We start from the raw sequence: 15,690 nt of genomic DNA on the forward strand, positions 1-15,690 counted from the left end.
TCGGTCGCGGGTCCTACGACCTGGGTGTTCGAGGGGTCGTACGCGGTTGCCGGTGCGGCCGTCACTCCACCCGCAGCAGCAGCACCGACCGCTCCGGCACCGTGATCGCCGTGCCCGCCGAATGGGTCACGCCCGGCGTTCCCGCCTGCTCCTCCAGCGAGGTGTCGACGACCACCCGGTAACGCTCCGCCCACGGTGGTCCGGGCAGCACGAAGCTCACCGGGCGGTCCCCGGCGTGCAGCACGGCGAGGAAGCTGTCGTCGACGATCGGCGCGCCCCGCTCGTCGCGGCCCGGGATGTCCCGCCCGGAGAGGTACATGCCGAGCGTGGCGGCGGGCGCGTACCAGTCCCCTTCCGTCATCTCCGTGCCCCGCGAGGTGAACCAGGCCAGGTCGCGCAGCCCGTCCGCGGAGTGGGCGCGGCCGGAGAAGAACGCCCGGCGGCGCAGCACCGGATGCCGGTGGCGCAGCCCGATCAGCCGGGAGGTCAGCTCGCACAGCGCCCGCCAGCCCGGATCCTCCAGCAGCCCCCAGTCGACCCAGCTCGTCTCGTCGTCCTGGCAGTAGGCGTTGTTGTTGCCGCGCTGGGTGCGCCCCAGCTCGTCGCCCGCCACCAGCATCGGCACGCCCGTCGACAGCAGCAGCGTGGTCAGCAGGTTGCGCAGCTGCCGCCGCCGCAGCGCCCGTATCCCCTCGTCGCCGGTCTCGCCCTCCGCGCCGCAGTTCCACGACCGGTTGTCGTCGGTGCCGTCCCGGTTGCCCTCGCCGTTCGCCTCGTTGTGCTTGCGTTCGTACGACACCAGGTCCCGCAGGGTGAAACCGTCGTGCGCGGTGACGAAGTTGACCGACGCGTACGGCCTGCGGCCGCCCCAGGCGTACAGGTCGCTGGAGCCCGACAGCCGGTAGCCGAGGTCCCGCACGTCCGGCAGGGCGCCGCGCCAGAAGTCCCGTACGGCGCCCCGGTACCGGTCGTTCCACTCCGTCCACAGCGGCGGGAAAGCGCCCACCTGGTAGCCGCCGGAGCCGACGTCCCACGGCTCGGCGATCAGCTTCACCCGCCGCAGCACCGGGTCCTGCGCGATGACGGCGAGGAACGGCGAGAGCATGTCGACGTCGTGCATGGAGCGGGCCAGCGCGGCCGCCAGGTCGAAGCGGAAGCCGTCCACGCCCATCTCGGTCACCCAGTAGCGCAGCGAGTCGGTGATCAGGCGCAGCACGTGCGGCTGGACGACGTGCAGGGTGTTGCCGCAGCCGGTGTAGTCGGCGTAGCGCCGGGCGTCCGGCTGCAGGCGGTAGTAGCCGCGGTTGTCGATGCCCTTGAGGGACAGTGTGGGGCCGTACTCGTTCGCCTCGGCGGTGTGGTTGTAGACCACGTCGAGGATCACCTCGATGCCGGCCGCGTGCAGGGCGCGCACCATCCGCTTGAACTCGCCCACCTGCTGACCGGTGGTGCCGGAGGCGGCGTACCCGGCGTGCGGGGCGAAGTAGCCGATGGAGTTGTAGCCCCAGTAGTTGCGCAGGCCGCGCCGCAGCAGGTGGTCCTCGTGCGCGAACTGGTGCACCGGAAGCAGCTCCACGGCCGTCACGCCGAGCCTCACCAGGTGCTCGACGGCCGCCGGGTGCGCCAGACCCGCGTAGGTGCCGCGCAGTTCCTCCGGGATGCCCGGGTGCAGCTTGGTGAAGCCGCGCACGTGCACCTCGTAGATCACCGAGTCCGCCCACGGCGTCCGGGGACCGCGGTCGTCCGACCAGTCGTCGTCATCGTGCACCACGACGCCCTTGGGGACGTGGGGCGCCGAGTCCCGGTCGTCGCGCACGGTGTCCGCGACGTGCTGCTCGGGCCAGTCGCGCACGTGCCCGTACACCTCGGGCGGCAGCGTGAAGTCGCCGTCCACCGCGCGGGCGTACGGGTCGAGGAGCAGCTTCGCCGGGTTCCAGCGGGCGCCGGTCCACGGGTCCCAGCGGCCGTGCACCCGGTAGCCGTACCGCTGCCCGGGCATGACGCCCGGCACGAAGCCGTGCCAGATCTCGTGCGTCAGCTCGGTCAGGCGGACCCGGCTCTCCTTGCCGCGGCCGTCGAACAGGCACAGCTCCACCGCCTCCGCCCCGCCCGCCCACAGCGCGAAGTTGGTGCCCGCCACCCCCTCCGGCCCGACCAGGAACCGGGCCCCCAGCGGCATCGGCGCGCCCGGCCACACCGGCACGCCCGGCACCTGCCGCCGCACGCCGTCGATCACGACGGCCGGACGCGCCTCCCCGCCGGCGCGTTCCCCGGCCACCGCCTCCTGCTCGGCTGCGCTGGACACCTTGTCAGCCTCCCACGGCTCGTGGAACGACACCCGGAAGGGCGTACGGCGGCGGCACCGGCCCCGGCGGTCCCCGTGGCGCGCCGCTGCGGCTCAGCGACGGCCGCCACACCCCCTCGCGTCGTCCTCCCCACTGTTCTGCCCAGAGCGTGGCTCGCACTCACGTTTCCCCAGGGCGGGCCCGTCGTCGGGCAGCGCGTGAGGCACGTACCGGGCGCGCGCGGGGCGTGGGGTGGAAACAGTGGAAAGCGGGCGGCGCGCTCCGGTGCGCCGGCTCCGGGCGGGCTCCGGGCCGTGCGGACGCGCCCGATGTTGCGACGCAATGGTGACCTTCTGCCCGTTCGTACCCCGAAATTGGGCGGTTAATATGCGCCAATGAGCGCGGGGGACGCGCAGGGGTGCGGGCCTGACCAGGCCCGGCGAGGGGAGAGAACGTGAACGTGCGGCCGATATCGGGGGCGTCGGTTGACGCGCGCGGGCGGGGCGGAAAAGGACTGACGGCGCTGATACTCGGGGCGCTGCTGGTGACCGTCACCGCGTGTGGCGGGGGCGACTCGGACTCCGGCGCCGGGCCCGGCTCCGGCGGCGCGAAGGGCAAGGACTCCGGCCAGGCCGTGAGCAAGCAGTCCGAGGCCGTGGTGTCCATCGCCCCCGAGGACGGTGCGAAGTCCGTCGACACCAGCGGCGCCCTCAAGGTCAGCGTCGGCAAGGGCAAGCTGACCCAGGTCCAGGTCAAGGACTCCAAGGGCACCGAGATACCGGGCAGGTTGACCGCCGGCGGCACGGCCTGGACGCCGTCGACGCACCTGGCCGCGTCCACCAAGTACACCGTGCACGCGGTCGCCAAGGACTCCGCGGGGCGCGAGGCCGCCGAGGACTCCAGCTTCACCACGCTGACGCCGCCGAACACCTTCGTCGGCTACTTCACTCCCGAGGACGGCTCCACCGTCGGCGTCGGGATGCCGTTCTCCGTCCGCTTCACCCGGGGCATCACGCACCCGGAGGACGTCGAGAAGGCCATCAGCATCAAGACCGAGCCGGCCGTGGACGTCCAGGGCCACTGGTTCGGCAACGACCGCCTCGACTTCCGTCCCGAGAAGTACTGGGCGGAGGGCACCAAGGTCACCGTCCGGCTCAACCTCGACGGCGTCGAGGGCCGGCCGGGCGTCTACGGCAGCCAGGCCAAGACGGTCTCCTTCACCATCGGCCGCAACCAGGTCTCCGTGGTCGACGCCGAGAAGCACACCATGAAGGTCATGCAGGACGGCAAGGTCGTCAAGACCATCCCCGTCACCACCGGCAAGCCCGGCTACGACACCTGGAACGGCCAGATGGTCATCAGCGAGAAGCTCCGGGTGACCCGCATGAACGGCGACACGGTCGGCTACGGCGGTGAGTACGACATCGCGGACGTGCCCGACGCGATGCGGCTGACCACCTCCGGCACCTTCGTCCACGGCAACTACTGGGCCTCCGACGCCTTCGGCAACTACAACGCCAGCCACGGCTGCGTCGGCCTGCAGGACGTGCGCGGCGGCTACGACCGCAAGCTGCCGGCCGGGTGGTTCTTCGACCACTCGATCATCGGCGACGTGGTCGTCGTGAAGAACTCCGACGACGACACGGTCGCCCCCGACAACGGCCTGAACGGCTGGAACATGTCCTGGGAGAAGTGGACGCAGTAGGCGTCCCCCGACCCACGGCCCGGCCCCGGTGCGAAACACGGCACCAGGGCCGTTGCCGTTGTCGCCGGTGCCGGTGCCGGTGCCGGTGCCGGTGCCGTGTTGCCGGCTGTGACCGACCGCACCCGGGCACGTGCCGTTGGTCCCCGCGCTGTGTCTGTCCGGGGGCAACCCCCAGACCCCCGGCCGGCTGTGACCGACCGCACCCGGGCACGTGCCGTTAGTCCCCGTTAACCTGCCTGCATGACCGTGAATCTCGAAGTCGCCGAGGGCGTCGGCACGCTGCGCCTGGACCGCCCCCCGATGAACGCGCTGGACGTCGCCACGCAGGACAGGCTGAAGGAGCTCGCCGAGGAGGCGTCCCGCAGGGACGACGTGCGCGCCGTGGTGCTCTACGGCGGGGAGAAGGTGTTCGCCGCCGGCGCGGACATCAAGGAGATGCAGGCCATGGACCACACCGCGATGGTCCTGCGCTCCCGCGCCCTGCAGGAGTCGTTCACGGCGGTGGCCCGCATCCCCAAGCCGGTGGTGGCGGCCGTGACGGGATACGCGCTGGGCGGCGGCTGCGAACTCGCCCTGTGCGCCGACTACCGGATCTCCGCCGACAACGCCAAGCTCGGCCAGCCGGAGATCCTGCTCGGCCTGATCCCGGGCGCCGGCGGCACCCAGCGTCTGGCCCGCCTGATCGGCCCCTCCAAGGCCAAGGACCTGATCTTCACGGGCCGCATGGTCAAGGCGGACGAGGCGCTGACGCTCGGTCTGGTGGACCGCGTCGTGCCGGCCGCCGACGTCTACACCGAGGCGCACGCGTGGGCCGCGAAGCTCGCGCAGGGGCCCGCGCTCGCGCTGCGCGCCGCCAAGGAGTCGGTCGACACCGGACTGGAGACGGACATCGAGACCGGGCTCGCGGTCGAACGGAACTGGTTCGCGGGCCTGTTCGCCACCGAGGACCGCGAGCGCGGGATGCGCAGCTTCGTGGAGGAGGGGCCGGGCAAGGCCAAGTTCCTCTGAGGCCGCCGGGACCGCTGGTCCGTGGGCGGCGAACCATGTGAAACTGCCCACAGACCCTTGCAATTGACGAGATGTCTCATCCGGGCCCCTCGGCAAGACGGTTTATGGGAGCCTTAACGCGCCCATAAGTCCGCCTTGTCGAGGGGGGACCGTCGATTGTCTCCAGGGGAGCAGTCACCGCAGGCCGGACAGGCTGCGGGCGACTCCGGACCGCCCGCGGCGCAGGTCGGAGGACCTGCTCCGGGCGAGTCGTTCCGGGGGGTGTATTCCTCGGGAACGGCCCCGGGGGCCGTTGCGGACGGCCATCATGGGGCCATGGCGGGGCTGGAGGGCATCGGACAGCCGCGGGGACAAGGCCGTGCGACCGCAGGGCGGTGGTCGCCCGCGGTGGAGGACGAACAGGGACTCGAGGCGCTGGAGCTGTACGGCGATCCGACCGACGCGGACGTCCCGCTGCCGTCCCGCCCGGAGTCCGCGGCGACCGCCCGCCGCCTCGCCCAGGTCGTGGTCCTGCGCCACTGGGGCCTCACCCCCCGGATGGCGGAGGACGTCGTCCTGCTCGTCTCCGAACTCGTCGGCAACGCCGTGCGTCACACCGGCGCCCGCGTCTTCGGTCTGCGGATGCGCCGCCGCCGGGGCTGGATCCGCATCGAGGTCCGCGACCCGTCCCGCGGCCTGCCCTGTCTGCTGCCCGTCCAGGAGATGGACATCAGCGGCCGGGGCCTGTTCCTCGTCGACGAACTCTCCGACCGCTGGGGGGTCGACCTGCTGCCGCGGGGCAAGACGACGTGGTTCGAGATGAGGGTGGCGGACCGGTGATCCCCGGTGCGACCCGCGCCGGACGCCAATCGGACTAATCAGCGTTTTTCGTGTCCGATCCGCCTTAAATGGTGCGGTGACCACGACCGATCGTCGCACCGCGCTGCGGACCGGCGCCGGGCTCGTCGCCGGTGGCGTGCTCGCCGCCGGATGCTCCGCCGCCGGCGCAGCCGCCCATCCCGCCCCCACCGCCGCCGCCCCCACCGCCCGCCGCTCCACCCGCCCCCCGGCCCCCGGCCCGCGTCACTACCCGGGCCGGCCCGCCCAGCTCACCCACGGCCCCCGCACCCGACCCCGCGTCGCCCTCACCTTCCACGGCCAGGGCGACCCCGCCCTCGCCCGCGCCCTGCTCACCGAGGCCGAGCGGCACGGCGCCCGCGTCACCGTCCTCGCCGTCGGCAGCTGGCTCGACGAGCACCCCTCCCTCGCCCGCCGCGTCCTCGACGGCGGCCACGACCTCGGCAACCACACCCAGCGCCACCTGGCCGTCAACACCATGGCGCAGGCCGACGCCCGTGCCGAGATCACCGCCTGCGCCGACCGGCTGAGGCGACTCACCGGCTCCATCGGCACCTGGTTCCGTCCCTCGCGCGCGCCCCGCGCCTCCCCGCTCGTCCTGCGCCTGGCCCGCGAGGCGGGCTACCCGCACGTGCTGTCGTACGACGTCGACTCCCTGGACTACACCCGGCCCGGACCCGACGCCGTCACCCGCAAGGTCCTCGGCGAGATCCGCAACGGATCGGTGGTGAGCCTGCACTTCGGCCACCCGGACACCGTCGCCGCGCTCCCCGCCCTACTGGACGAACTCGACCGCCGCGGTCTGGCCGCGGTGACCACCACGGAGCTGTTCAGCTGATGCACCGCACCCTCGCCCGGCGCGCCCTCCTCGCCGCCGCCGCGCTCGCCGCCCTCGCCGCCTGCGGCGGCCCCGCCCGCCCCCGTGCCGAGGAGGCCGCCGCCCGCAGCAGCGCCGCCGTCCGGCCCGCCCCGCCGAAGGCGGCGACGGTCCAGGGCCTGCCCGGCATGCCGCCCGTCCTCGACCCGCACGACGTGTACGCGGCCGACCGCCCGAACCGGCTCTCCCCGGCGGTCCGGGACTTCCCGTCCCGCGTCTACGTCCCCAACACCAACTCCGACACCGTCTCCGTCATCGACCCGAAGACCTACCGGGTGATCGAGACGATCCACGTCGGCGCCCAGCCCCAGCACGTCGTGCCGTCCTGGGACCTGAAGACGCTGTGGGTCAACAACGACAAGGGCAACACCCTCACCCCGATCGACCCCAGGACCGGCAAGGCCGGCCGCACGGTCGACGTGCACGACCCGTACAACCTCTACTTCACCCCCGACGGCCGCTACGCCGTCGTCATGGCCTCCCTCGACCGCGAACTGGTCTTCCGCGACGCGCACACCATGAAACGCGTCAAGACCGTCCCGGTCAGCTGCTACGGCGTCAACCACGCCGACTTCTCCCTCGACGGCCGCTACTTCATCGTCTCCTGCGAGTTCAGCGGCGAACTGCTCAAGGTCGACACGGCGAAGATGAAGGTGGTCGGGCAGCAGCGGCTCCCGCACCACGGCGCGATGCCGCAGGACGTCAAGGTCTCGCCCGACGGCAGGAAGTTCTACATCGCCGACATGACCACCGACGGCATGTGGGTCCTCGACGGCGACAAGTTCACGACGCCCGGCTTCCTGCCCACCGGCAAGGGCTGCCACGGCCTGTACGTCAGCCGCGACTCGCGCGAGATGTACGTCTCCAACCGCGGCGAGGGCTCCGTCTCCGTCTTCGACTTCCGGCAGCGGCGGGTCACCAGGAAGTGGCACCTGCCGAACGGCGGCAGCCCCGACATGGGCGGTGTCTCCGCCGACGGCAAGGTCCTGTGGCTGTCCGGCCGCTACCACTCCGAGGTGTACGCCATCGACACCCGCACCGGCGCCCTGCTGGCCCGCGTCAAGGTCGGCAGCGGCCCGCACGGCCTCGCCGTGTACCCGCAGCCGGGCCGCTACTCGCTCGGTCACACCGGCATCTTCCGCTGACCCGGCCACTGACCCGGCCACTGACCCGGCCACTGATCCGGCCACTGATCCGGCTGCGGATCACGGCCGTGGATCAGCGCTGCGGTACTCCGCCGCGGAGCACCGCCGCGGTCACCGCAGCAGCGCCTCCGAGCCCACGGGACGGTAACCGGCCGCCTGGAACGCCCGCAGCGAGCGGGCGTTCCCCGCCGCGATCTGCGCCCACACCGGCTCGCCCCCGCCCAGATGCCGGGCCGCCGTCGCCAGGGCACGCCCCAGCCCCCGGTGCCGTACGCCCTCGTCCACCTCCACCGCTGCCTCCAGCCGCCCCGCGACCCCCCGGCCCAGCACGAGCACGCCCCCGTCCGCCGCCCACACCCGGACGTCGTCGCGCCGGCGGCGGGAGGCCGCCACCCGCGGATGGTCCGGGTCGGCGATCTCGGTGAGCGCGAGCGGCGGCCCGCCCGGCAGGGCGGAGCCCACCGTCAGCACGTCGACGGTGTCCGTCGTGCGGCCCGTGCGGTCCATGAACGCGGTCAGGAAGCGGGCGTTCATCGTCGCGGCGAGCGCGTCGCAGTCGGTCTCCCGCAGGGCCCGGCGCACCCACCGCGGGTCCTCGTCGGTGAAGACCACGGAGTGCGCGGTGAAGGCGATGACTCCGGCGTCGCGGGGCGAGGGCTGCGGCAGGACCGTCGTCCGGCCGTCCGCCGGCGGGAAGACACCCCGCGCCGCCGCCTCCAGCACGTCCCGCAACGTCTCCGCCATCGACCGCTCCTCCAGTCCCCGCCCGCTCCCGGGTGGTCGCCGCGCCCGGCGCTCACCGCGCCCGTTAGTCTGACCTGCGGCAGAACGCCGGTAAGACACGAGAAACGTAACAAGAGGGGTGGATCGGTGGCGGACATCGAAGAGGCGCGCAAGGAGTTCCAGCGGATCGACACCGACGGCGACGGGTTCATCACCGCCGCCGAGCTGAAGACCGCGCTCGCCCAGGGGGGCGACTGGAACGTCACCGAGTCGGTCGCCGAGGCGATCATCAAGACCCGTGACCTCAACGGCGACAAGGTCCTGTCGTTCGACGAGTTCTGGACTTACCTGAACAAGTGACGTGAGCACGGACGCGGAAGGGGCCGGCTCGCCGCCGCTGCGGTCGACCGGCCCCTTCGTCGTACCCGCCGGTGCGGCCGCCCGCCGACCGGCCGCCCCTCCGGCCGCCGGTCCGGCCCCGCGTGCGGAATAGCCGTCGCTCCGGGAGGGTTGGTGGTGCTCACGGGCACCACATCACCCCCGGAAGGGCGACCGGTATGAAGATCGGCATCATCGGCGCGGGCAACATCGGCGGCAACCTCACCCGGCGGCTCACCGCACTCGGGCACGACGTCACCGTCGCCAACTCCCGCGGACCCCACACGCTCGCCGCGCTGGCCGAGGAGACCGGCGCGACGCCCGTCCGCGTCGAGGAGGCGGCGCGCGGAGCCGGGATCGTCGTCGTGACGATCCCCCTCAAGGCGGTCCCGGACCTGCCGTCCGGCCTGTTCGAGGAGGCCGCGGACGGCGTCGCCGTGATCGACACCGGCAACTACTACCCGCAGCGCGACGGCAGGATCGCGGAGATCGTGGACGACGGCGTCACCGAGAGCCGCTGGACGGAACGCCACCTCGGACACCCGGTGATCAAGGCGTTCAACGGCACGTACGCCCAGGACATCCTCGACCGGCCCCGCCCGGCCGGCGACCCGGACCGCATGGCGCTCCCGGTCGCGGGCGACGACGAGGCGGCCAAGCGGAAGGTCAGGGCGCTGATCGACGAACTCGGCTTCGACACCGTCGACGCGGGCGGCCTGGACGACTCCTGGCGCCAGCAGCCCGGCACGCCGGTGTACGGCCTGCGGGCCGGCGTCGAGGAGGTCACCAAGGGCCTGGCGGAGGCGTCCCCGGAACGCCCGGCCGACTTCCGCGCGTAGGGCACGGCCCCGCCGGGCGGGCCGTCGCGGCTCACACGATGTGGAGGGGCCGGTGCGGCCCGTCCGGCAGCTCGACGGTGATCGGGTCTCCGGGCCGCACCACGCCCCCGGCGGCCACGACGCCCATGATCCCGGCCTTGAACCGGACGCTCCCGTCCGCACCCCGCTCGACGACCTGCTTCAGCAGGCCCCGCTGGAAGCCGTCGATCTGCGCGCACGGATTGCGCAGCCCGGTCACCTCCACGACGGCGTCCTCCCCGAGGCGCAGCCGGGTGCCCGCGGGAAGCCCCAGCAGATCGATCCCGCGGGTGGTGACGTTCTCCCCGAGCTGCCCGGCCGAAACCTCGAACCCGGCCGCGCGGACCTCGTCGAACAGTTCCTCCTGCATCAGGTGCACCTGCCGCAGGTTCGGCTGCGATGGGTCCTTCCGCATCCGGGACCGGTGCCTGACCGTCTCCCCGGCGTGCACGTCCCCTTCGACCCCGAGCCCGGTGAGCAGCGTGATGCTCTCCCGGTTCGGCTTGGTGAACGAGTACACCCCGTTCCGGCCGACCGCCCCCACCGTTCCGTCCACGCCGGCTCCCCTCCGTCCCGCGGCGGCCGTCCGCCGCAGGTCACGACCCTACTCGCCGGGCCGGTGCGCTCCCGCGGGGCCGGGTGCCCGTCACGCGCCGCCCGCCCACGCCCGCAGGGCGGCCTTCGTGGCGAAGGCGGCGACGTCCTTGTCGTGCGGTGTGCCGGAGTACTGGTGGAAGCGCCACCTGGCCTTGATGCGCGGCTCGCCCGCGGTGACGTAGTCGGCGATCCACAGGCCGTCGCCCGCGTACGACGTGGTGTCGATGTTCAGCCAGAAGTCCCGGTTGCAGTAGAGCAGGACCCGGTGACGCGGCCGCAGCGCCTTCACCCTGCGTATGAAGGAGTCCTTCTGCGCGTTGGACGCGTGCGTGCCGTCGCCCGTGGTCTCCCAGTCGACGGCGAGGATGTCGCCCGCCTTCTCGGGGGCGTGCCTGACGAAGTACTCGGCCTGCGCCTGCAGGTTGCCGGGCCACAGGAAGTGGTAGAAGCCGACGACCAGCCCGGCGTCCCGGGCCCGCTTCGTCTGGGCGGCGAGTCTCGGGTTGACGTAGGAACGGCCCTCCGTCGCCTTGACGAAGGCGAAGGCGAGACCCTCCGTGTCGAAGGACGAGGACTGATACGCACTCACGTCGATACCGCGCAGCATCGGGGGACTCCCACAATTTCCGTCGGCGGGACAGGAGTTGTACCCCGTAGCTGAACCGTCAACCACCCGCCCCGTGTGTCGGCCGCGGTGAACCGGCTCCGGAGGATCCAGTGCCCCACCGAGGCAGGTCACGGTGGGCCGGAACCGGCGGTACCGCGTTGATGCGTGCCATGACGGGCCATAGCATCGTGTGAACGGATGTGGCGCCCCTGCGTGCGTGCCGGGGCGGTCGGGGTGGCCGGGGTGGGGGAGGGGCCATGACGCAGGGGTGGAAGATCACGGTCATCGTGCTTGCGGCGGTCGTCGTCCTCTCGACGCCGTTGATCTGGCTGTTGAACGGCCCCGACGCCGGGCAGCTGGCCGGGGCGACGGTTCAGGCCGCTGTCGGCGTGGTCGCCCTGGTGTGGGCGCTGTTCCAGTCTCCGGACCGCCGTACGGACGACACGTCGGTGAGGACGGGGCAGCCGCGCGCGAGGCGTGGGGGAATCGCTGTCTCGGGTATCCGGCGTCCGGGGGGAAGAGGCAGCGGGTCGGCCAGGGCGGTGAGGACGGGGTCGGCGACGGCGGACGGAGCCGGCAGCAGAGCCGTCAGCGGTATCGACTACAGCGACTGACTTCCCGAGCGGTCGGAGTACCGACGACAGGGGCGGCCCGGACGGCCGCGGCGTCGAAGGAGAAGGCGAAGAAGATGGGGGCCGCGTGACCGCACCGGGCAGGCGCTGGTGGGGCCGGAGAGCCAAGGGCGGCGCGGAAACCTCCGTGCGCGACACCGGGAAGCCCACGGCCGGGTCCGAGGGCACGGCGGTGACCGGGTACCAGGGGCCCGCACCAGGCATCGACGGCGCCCCCGGCGGTTCTGTGCGGGTGGCCCGGACGGCGGCCGCATACGCCGCCAACGGCGGCTTCGCCAACTCCGGTGTGTTCATAGGTGACTTCGTCTCCGGAGCAGCGCCGGCGCACCGGCTTGAGCGGTTCTCCTTCGCACCGGTGGTGGACGCCGGTCAGTTCGCCGACCAGCCGAGCCGGCTGCTCGACGCGCGCAGTCGGATCGTCCCGTTCAGCGGCCGGGAGGAGGAGCTGGCCACGCTGGCCGACTGGCGCGACGCCGGCACCGCTGCGCTGTCCGCTCTCCTGCTCCACGGCCCCGGCGGTGAAGGGAAGACGCGGCTGGCGGCGCGGTTCGCCGAGTTGTCGGCCGCGGCCGGGTGGGAGGTGGTGCAGGCCCGGCACCACGCCACTGCCGAGCGCCCGGGAGAGGAACCGGGCCGGGCCGGGGCCCACGGACTGCTGGTGATCGTCGACTACGCCGACCGCTGGGCACACCCGGAGCTGGTGGAGCTGCTGCGTGATCCGCTGCTGGACGGTCCGGCCGTGCGGGTGCTGCTGATCGGCCGGACCGTGCAGTGGTGGGCGGCGCTACGGGGAGAACTGCGGTCGGTCGGCGCCGCGGTGACGGACCTGCCGCTGGGCCGGTTCGCCGACAGCATGCCGGACCGGTCGCGGGCGTTCGCAACCGCCCGCGACCGGTTCGGTGCCGTGCTGGGGGTGACCGGCCCGGTCACCGAGACCGTGCGTGGACTTGACGGCCCCGCCTACGGCCAGGTGCTGACGCTGCACATGGCCGCCCTCGTCGCGGCGCTCACCGCCAGGTATCCCGGCGGCCCGATGCCGGACAGTGTCGAGGGCATCGCCGCGTACCTGCTGGACCGTGAGCGCATGGGGTGGCGTCGGCTGTACGGATCGCGGCTCCAGGGAGAGGAGTTCGACACCTCGCCGACGGTGATGGCACGCGCGGTGTTCGCCGCGGTCCTCGGCGGTGCGGTCTCGTACGACGGTGGGGTCGCCCGGCTCGACCGTCTCGGACTGGCGCCGGTCGACCGGGTTCTCACGGACCACCGGTTCTGCTATCCGCCGCTGAATCGCGCCCAGGTGCTGGAGCCGCTCCTTCCCGACCGGCTGGCCGAGGACTTCGTCGCCCTGCTGCTGCCCGGCCACGAGGTCTCCGGCTATGACCCGGACCCCTGGGCCACCACGGTGCCGCGCGCCCTGCTCGGCATCGACGAGCCGGACGCGCCTGTTCCGCCTTGCGTCGGCCGCGCGGTCGTGGTGCTCGCATCGGCCGCGGACCGCTGGCCGCATGTGGGCGCGGAGCTGGGCGCGCTGCTCCGAGAACGACCGGACATCGCCGTCCGGGCGGGCAGCGCGGCGCTGGTCGCGCTCAGCGAGGCCGCATACGTCGACACCGACGTGCTGCTCGACATCGAGATGCGGTTGCCCGAGGGACGCCAGGTCGAGCTGGACGTGGGCGCGGCGGCGGTGACCGACCGGCTGGTCCGGGAGCGTGTGGACGACACGAGCCGACTGCAGGACGCCGCGTCCTGGTACTCCCGGCTCGGTGTGCGCCTGGCGTACTCCGGGCGCAAGGAGGAGGCGATCCGCGCCAACCACCAGGCTCTGGCCGCCCTGCACCGGCTCGACGAACTCGACCCGCAGACCTACGGGAGCGAGGTCGCGCTGTGCACGATGGACATCGGCGGCTACCTGTCGGACCTGGGACGGCACGGAGAAGCCGTCGGTTTCACCCGACGAGCGACCGAACTGCTGCGCGCGGCCGTGGACGACGGGCAGCGGGAGTGCCTCCCCCATCTGGCCCTGGCCTGGGCCAACTACGGCAACCAGTTGCAGAACACCGGGCGGCGCACCGAGGCCCTGGCGGCCGCCCGGGAGGCCGTTCAGATCTACCGGGGGCTGGCGGGAACCGACTTGGCCGATCCGCCGCGGCTCGCGTTCGCGCTCAACGGGCTCGGCACCCGCCTGCTGGCGGTCGGCCAGGACCGGGCCGCGCTGAAGAACCTCAGCGACAGCGTGGCGATTTACAGGGAGTTGACGGACGCCGCCCCACAGGCGCACCTGCCCGGTCTGGCACGGGCGCTGACCAATCTCGGCACCGCGCACTTCCGGCTCCGGCACGGCGTCGAGGCGCTGCACTTCGCCGAACAGGCGGTGAGGATCCGCCGCGACCTGGTCGCCCTGAACCCACAGGCCCACACCGCCGACCTCGCCCTGTCCCTGCTGAACCACGCGGGCCGGCTGTCCGACGTCGGCCGGGACGAGGAAGCGGTCACCGTGGCCGAGGAGGCCGTGAACCGGGCCAGGAGGCTGTTCCGGGCCGACCGCGTCGCGCACGCGGGCATCCTGGCGCACGCGCTGGCGAGTCACGGAGCGGTACTCGCGCAGGTGGACCGGGACGAAGCGGTGGCATCCCTGAACGAGGCCGTCGAGCTCTACGAACGGCTGGTGCTCGTCGACGACGGGTACGAGTCGCCCTTGGACGTGGTCAGGCACAACCTCCGGGCCCTCGGCGCCGCCGGCCGTCCTCCCGCCCCGGCCAAGTCCGACGCCGAGGTGGTGAACGCTTTCAACGAGGCCGTGCGGCTGGTGAAGGCCGGCCGGAGGGCGGAGGCGGAGGAGCCCTGCCGCCGCGCGGCCGAGGCGGGCCTGCCCGAGGCGATGTACAACCTCGGTCATCTGTACCGGGAACTCGGGCGGACGGCGGACGCGAAGTCCTGGTGGACCCGGGCCGTCGCCGCCGGTGTCACAGCCGGCTGCCACGACCTGGGCGTCCTGCACTGGAAACTGGAGGATCGGGACACGGCACGGCGCTGGTTCCGCCGGGGCGCCGAGGCGGGCGCGACGAACGCCATGGTGTCACTGGGCGCGGCCCTGTGGGACGACGGGGACCTCACGGCGGCCGAGCACTGGTTCCGTACCGCCGCACAGGCCGGCGATCCCGACGGCGACCACCGGCTGGGCCTGTTGCTGGCGGAGCAGGACCGGCCCGCCGAGGCGGAGAACTCCTTCGCGCGAGCCGCCGAGGCGGGGCACGCCGAGGCCATGCGGTCCCTGGCCGACCACCGGATGCGGCACGGCCGGGTCACCGACGCCCAGCGCTGGTGGCGCATCAGCGACGCCCGGGGGGAACCGGCCCGGAAGCCGCCGTCCCCACCCGAGCCGGAACCTGACCATCCTCTGCCGCGCGCCGCCCGCGAACGCGGCATGCCGGCCCTGGCCCTGCTGCCCGAGCAGAGTGTGGATCTCGCGACCGAGCTGCTCAACCGGAGGGTGGCGGCCCTGGTCGAGACGGACCGGCTCGAGGAGGCCGTCGCCCTCTACCAGGACGAGGCGACCGCCCAGGAGCGTCTCCTGGCCGCGACCCGGGACGGAAGCCTTCCGTCCCTCGGTCCCACCATGCTCCACAGCATGCTCCGCCGGCGGGCGGTGATCCTCGTCGGCCTGGCGCCCCTGGAACAGGCGCTGGACCGCACCGACGACGCGTTGGCGCACAGCGAGGAAGCCGTCACGACCCTGGGCGCACTCGCCGCGCGTGGCGGAGACGTCATGCCTCACGCCCGCGCCCAATGCGTGTTCGCGGCGGTCCGCGCCGCCGCCGGCACCGACATCGAGCGGGCGACCACGGCCGTCGACGAGGCGATCACCACTTTCACCCGGCACGCTTCCGCGTCCGAGGATGTCCAGGACGACCTGCGCAGGGTGGCCACCCTTGTGAAGGCCGACCTCCTCGACCACGCCGGCCGGCACCGGGAAGCCGCCCAGCTGCGCCACCCGCTCCGCACGGAGCGCGATGGCGACGGGCGGACTTGACGGGTTGCC

At 72.9% G+C, this 15,690-nt stretch carries 13 protein-coding genes; 9 read left to right on the forward strand and 4 right to left on the reverse strand.

Annotated features, from left to right (window positions below):
* Positions 1-61: 61 nt before the first annotated feature.
* Positions 62-2,305 (reverse strand): glycogen debranching protein GlgX, encoded by a 2,244-nt coding sequence (gene glgX / locus VKA29_RS32710; protein ID WP_324789656.1) that lies wholly within the window; start codon positions 2,303-2,305, stop codon positions 62-64.
* 434 nt (positions 2,306-2,739) lie between these two features.
* Between glgX and VKA29_RS32715 the strand changes: the two genes are divergently transcribed.
* The 5 genes from VKA29_RS32715 (at position 2,740) to VKA29_RS32735 (ending at position 7,857) form a co-directional block, all read left to right on the forward strand.
* The gene (locus VKA29_RS32715; protein WP_324789657.1) at positions 2,740-3,990 is read left to right on the forward strand and encodes a L,D-transpeptidase; all 1,251 of its coding nucleotides are present in this window, start codon (positions 2,740-2,742) and stop codon (positions 3,988-3,990) included.
* Between the two features lie 240 nt (positions 3,991-4,230).
* Positions 4,231-4,998, forward strand: a complete 768-nt coding sequence (locus VKA29_RS32720) for an enoyl-CoA hydratase/isomerase family protein (RefSeq protein ID WP_324789658.1) — start codon at positions 4,231-4,233, stop codon at positions 4,996-4,998.
* A 315-nt stretch (positions 4,999-5,313) separates the two neighbouring features.
* A complete protein-coding gene (locus tag VKA29_RS32725; protein WP_324789659.1) occupies positions 5,314-5,817 on the forward strand; it encodes an ATP-binding protein in 504 nt (167 codons plus the stop codon).
* A 76-nt stretch (positions 5,818-5,893) separates the two neighbouring features.
* A complete protein-coding gene (locus tag VKA29_RS32730; RefSeq protein ID WP_324789660.1) occupies positions 5,894-6,673 on the forward strand; it encodes a polysaccharide deacetylase family protein in 780 nt (259 codons plus the stop codon).
* Complete coding sequence (locus tag VKA29_RS32735; protein ID WP_324789661.1) at positions 6,673-7,857, forward strand: hypothetical protein; 1,185 nt, start codon at positions 6,673-6,675, stop codon at positions 7,855-7,857. Before VKA29_RS32730 ends, VKA29_RS32735 begins: the two co-directional genes overlap by 1 nt.
* 111 nt (positions 7,858-7,968) lie before the next feature.
* Here VKA29_RS32735 and VKA29_RS32740 read toward each other — a convergent pair whose 3' ends face one another.
* Positions 7,969-8,601: a GNAT family N-acetyltransferase gene (locus VKA29_RS32740; RefSeq protein WP_324789662.1), complete on the reverse strand. Its 633-nt coding sequence runs from the start codon at positions 8,599-8,601 to the stop codon at positions 7,969-7,971.
* Between the two features lie 126 nt (positions 8,602-8,727).
* Between VKA29_RS32740 and VKA29_RS32745 the strand changes: the two genes are divergently transcribed.
* Both VKA29_RS32745 and VKA29_RS32750 read left to right on the forward strand, forming a co-directional pair.
* Positions 8,728-8,940: an EF-hand domain-containing protein gene (locus tag VKA29_RS32745; RefSeq protein WP_324789663.1), complete on the forward strand. Its 213-nt coding sequence runs from the start codon at positions 8,728-8,730 to the stop codon at positions 8,938-8,940.
* Positions 8,941-9,062: 122 nt separating this feature from the next.
* Positions 9,063-9,797, forward strand: coding sequence for an NADPH-dependent F420 reductase (locus VKA29_RS32750; protein WP_324789664.1), 735 nt, complete (start codon positions 9,063-9,065; stop codon positions 9,795-9,797).
* A gap of 31 nt (positions 9,798-9,828) precedes the next feature.
* Here the strand turns inward: VKA29_RS32750 and VKA29_RS32755 are convergent, their stop codons facing one another.
* Together VKA29_RS32755 and VKA29_RS32760 are read right to left on the reverse strand one after the other, a co-directional pair.
* Entirely contained in the window at positions 9,829-10,371 is a 543-nt protein-coding gene (locus VKA29_RS32755; protein WP_324789665.1) for an MOSC domain-containing protein, read from the reverse strand.
* Between the two features lie 90 nt (positions 10,372-10,461).
* Positions 10,462-11,019: a glycoside hydrolase family 25 protein gene (locus VKA29_RS32760; RefSeq protein WP_324789666.1), complete on the reverse strand. Its 558-nt coding sequence runs from the start codon at positions 11,017-11,019 to the stop codon at positions 10,462-10,464.
* 257 nt (positions 11,020-11,276) lie between these two features.
* Between VKA29_RS32760 and VKA29_RS32765 the strand changes: the two genes are divergently transcribed.
* Positions 11,277-11,633 carry a hypothetical protein gene (locus tag VKA29_RS32765; protein WP_324789667.1) on the forward strand — a complete coding sequence of 119 codons (357 nt, stop codon included), beginning with the start codon at positions 11,277-11,279 and terminating at the stop codon, positions 11,631-11,633.
* Positions 11,634-11,718: 85 nt separating this feature from the next.
* The gene (locus VKA29_RS32770) at positions 11,719-15,681 is read left to right on the forward strand and encodes a tetratricopeptide repeat protein (protein WP_324789668.1); all 3,963 of its coding nucleotides are present in this window, start codon (positions 11,719-11,721) and stop codon (positions 15,679-15,681) included.
* Positions 15,682-15,690 lie beyond the last annotated feature (9 nt).

Source organism: Streptomyces sp. H51 (genome assembly GCF_035656535.1).
In the GTDB taxonomy this organism is placed as follows: Bacteria; Actinomycetota; Actinomycetes; order Streptomycetales; family Streptomycetaceae; genus Streptomyces.

Coding starts and splice junctions, on each gene's coding strand:
- VKA29_RS32720 (WP_324789658.1), top strand. CDS start 4,231: ATGACCGTGAATCTCGAAGTCGCCGAGGGCGTCGGCACGCTGCGCCTG.
- VKA29_RS32725 (WP_324789659.1), top strand. CDS start 5,314: ATGGCGGGGCTGGAGGGCATCGGACAGCCGCGGGGACAAGGCCGTGCG.
- VKA29_RS32735 (WP_324789661.1), top strand. CDS start 6,673: ATGCACCGCACCCTCGCCCGGCGCGCCCTCCTCGCCGCCGCCGCGCTC.
- VKA29_RS32740 (WP_324789662.1), bottom strand. CDS start 8,601: ATGGCGGAGACGTTGCGGGACGTGCTGGAGGCGGCGGCGCGGGGTGTC.
- VKA29_RS32760 (WP_324789666.1), bottom strand. CDS start 11,019: ATGCTGCGCGGTATCGACGTGAGTGCGTATCAGTCCTCGTCCTTCGAC.
- VKA29_RS32765 (WP_324789667.1), top strand. CDS start 11,277: ATGACGCAGGGGTGGAAGATCACGGTCATCGTGCTTGCGGCGGTCGTC.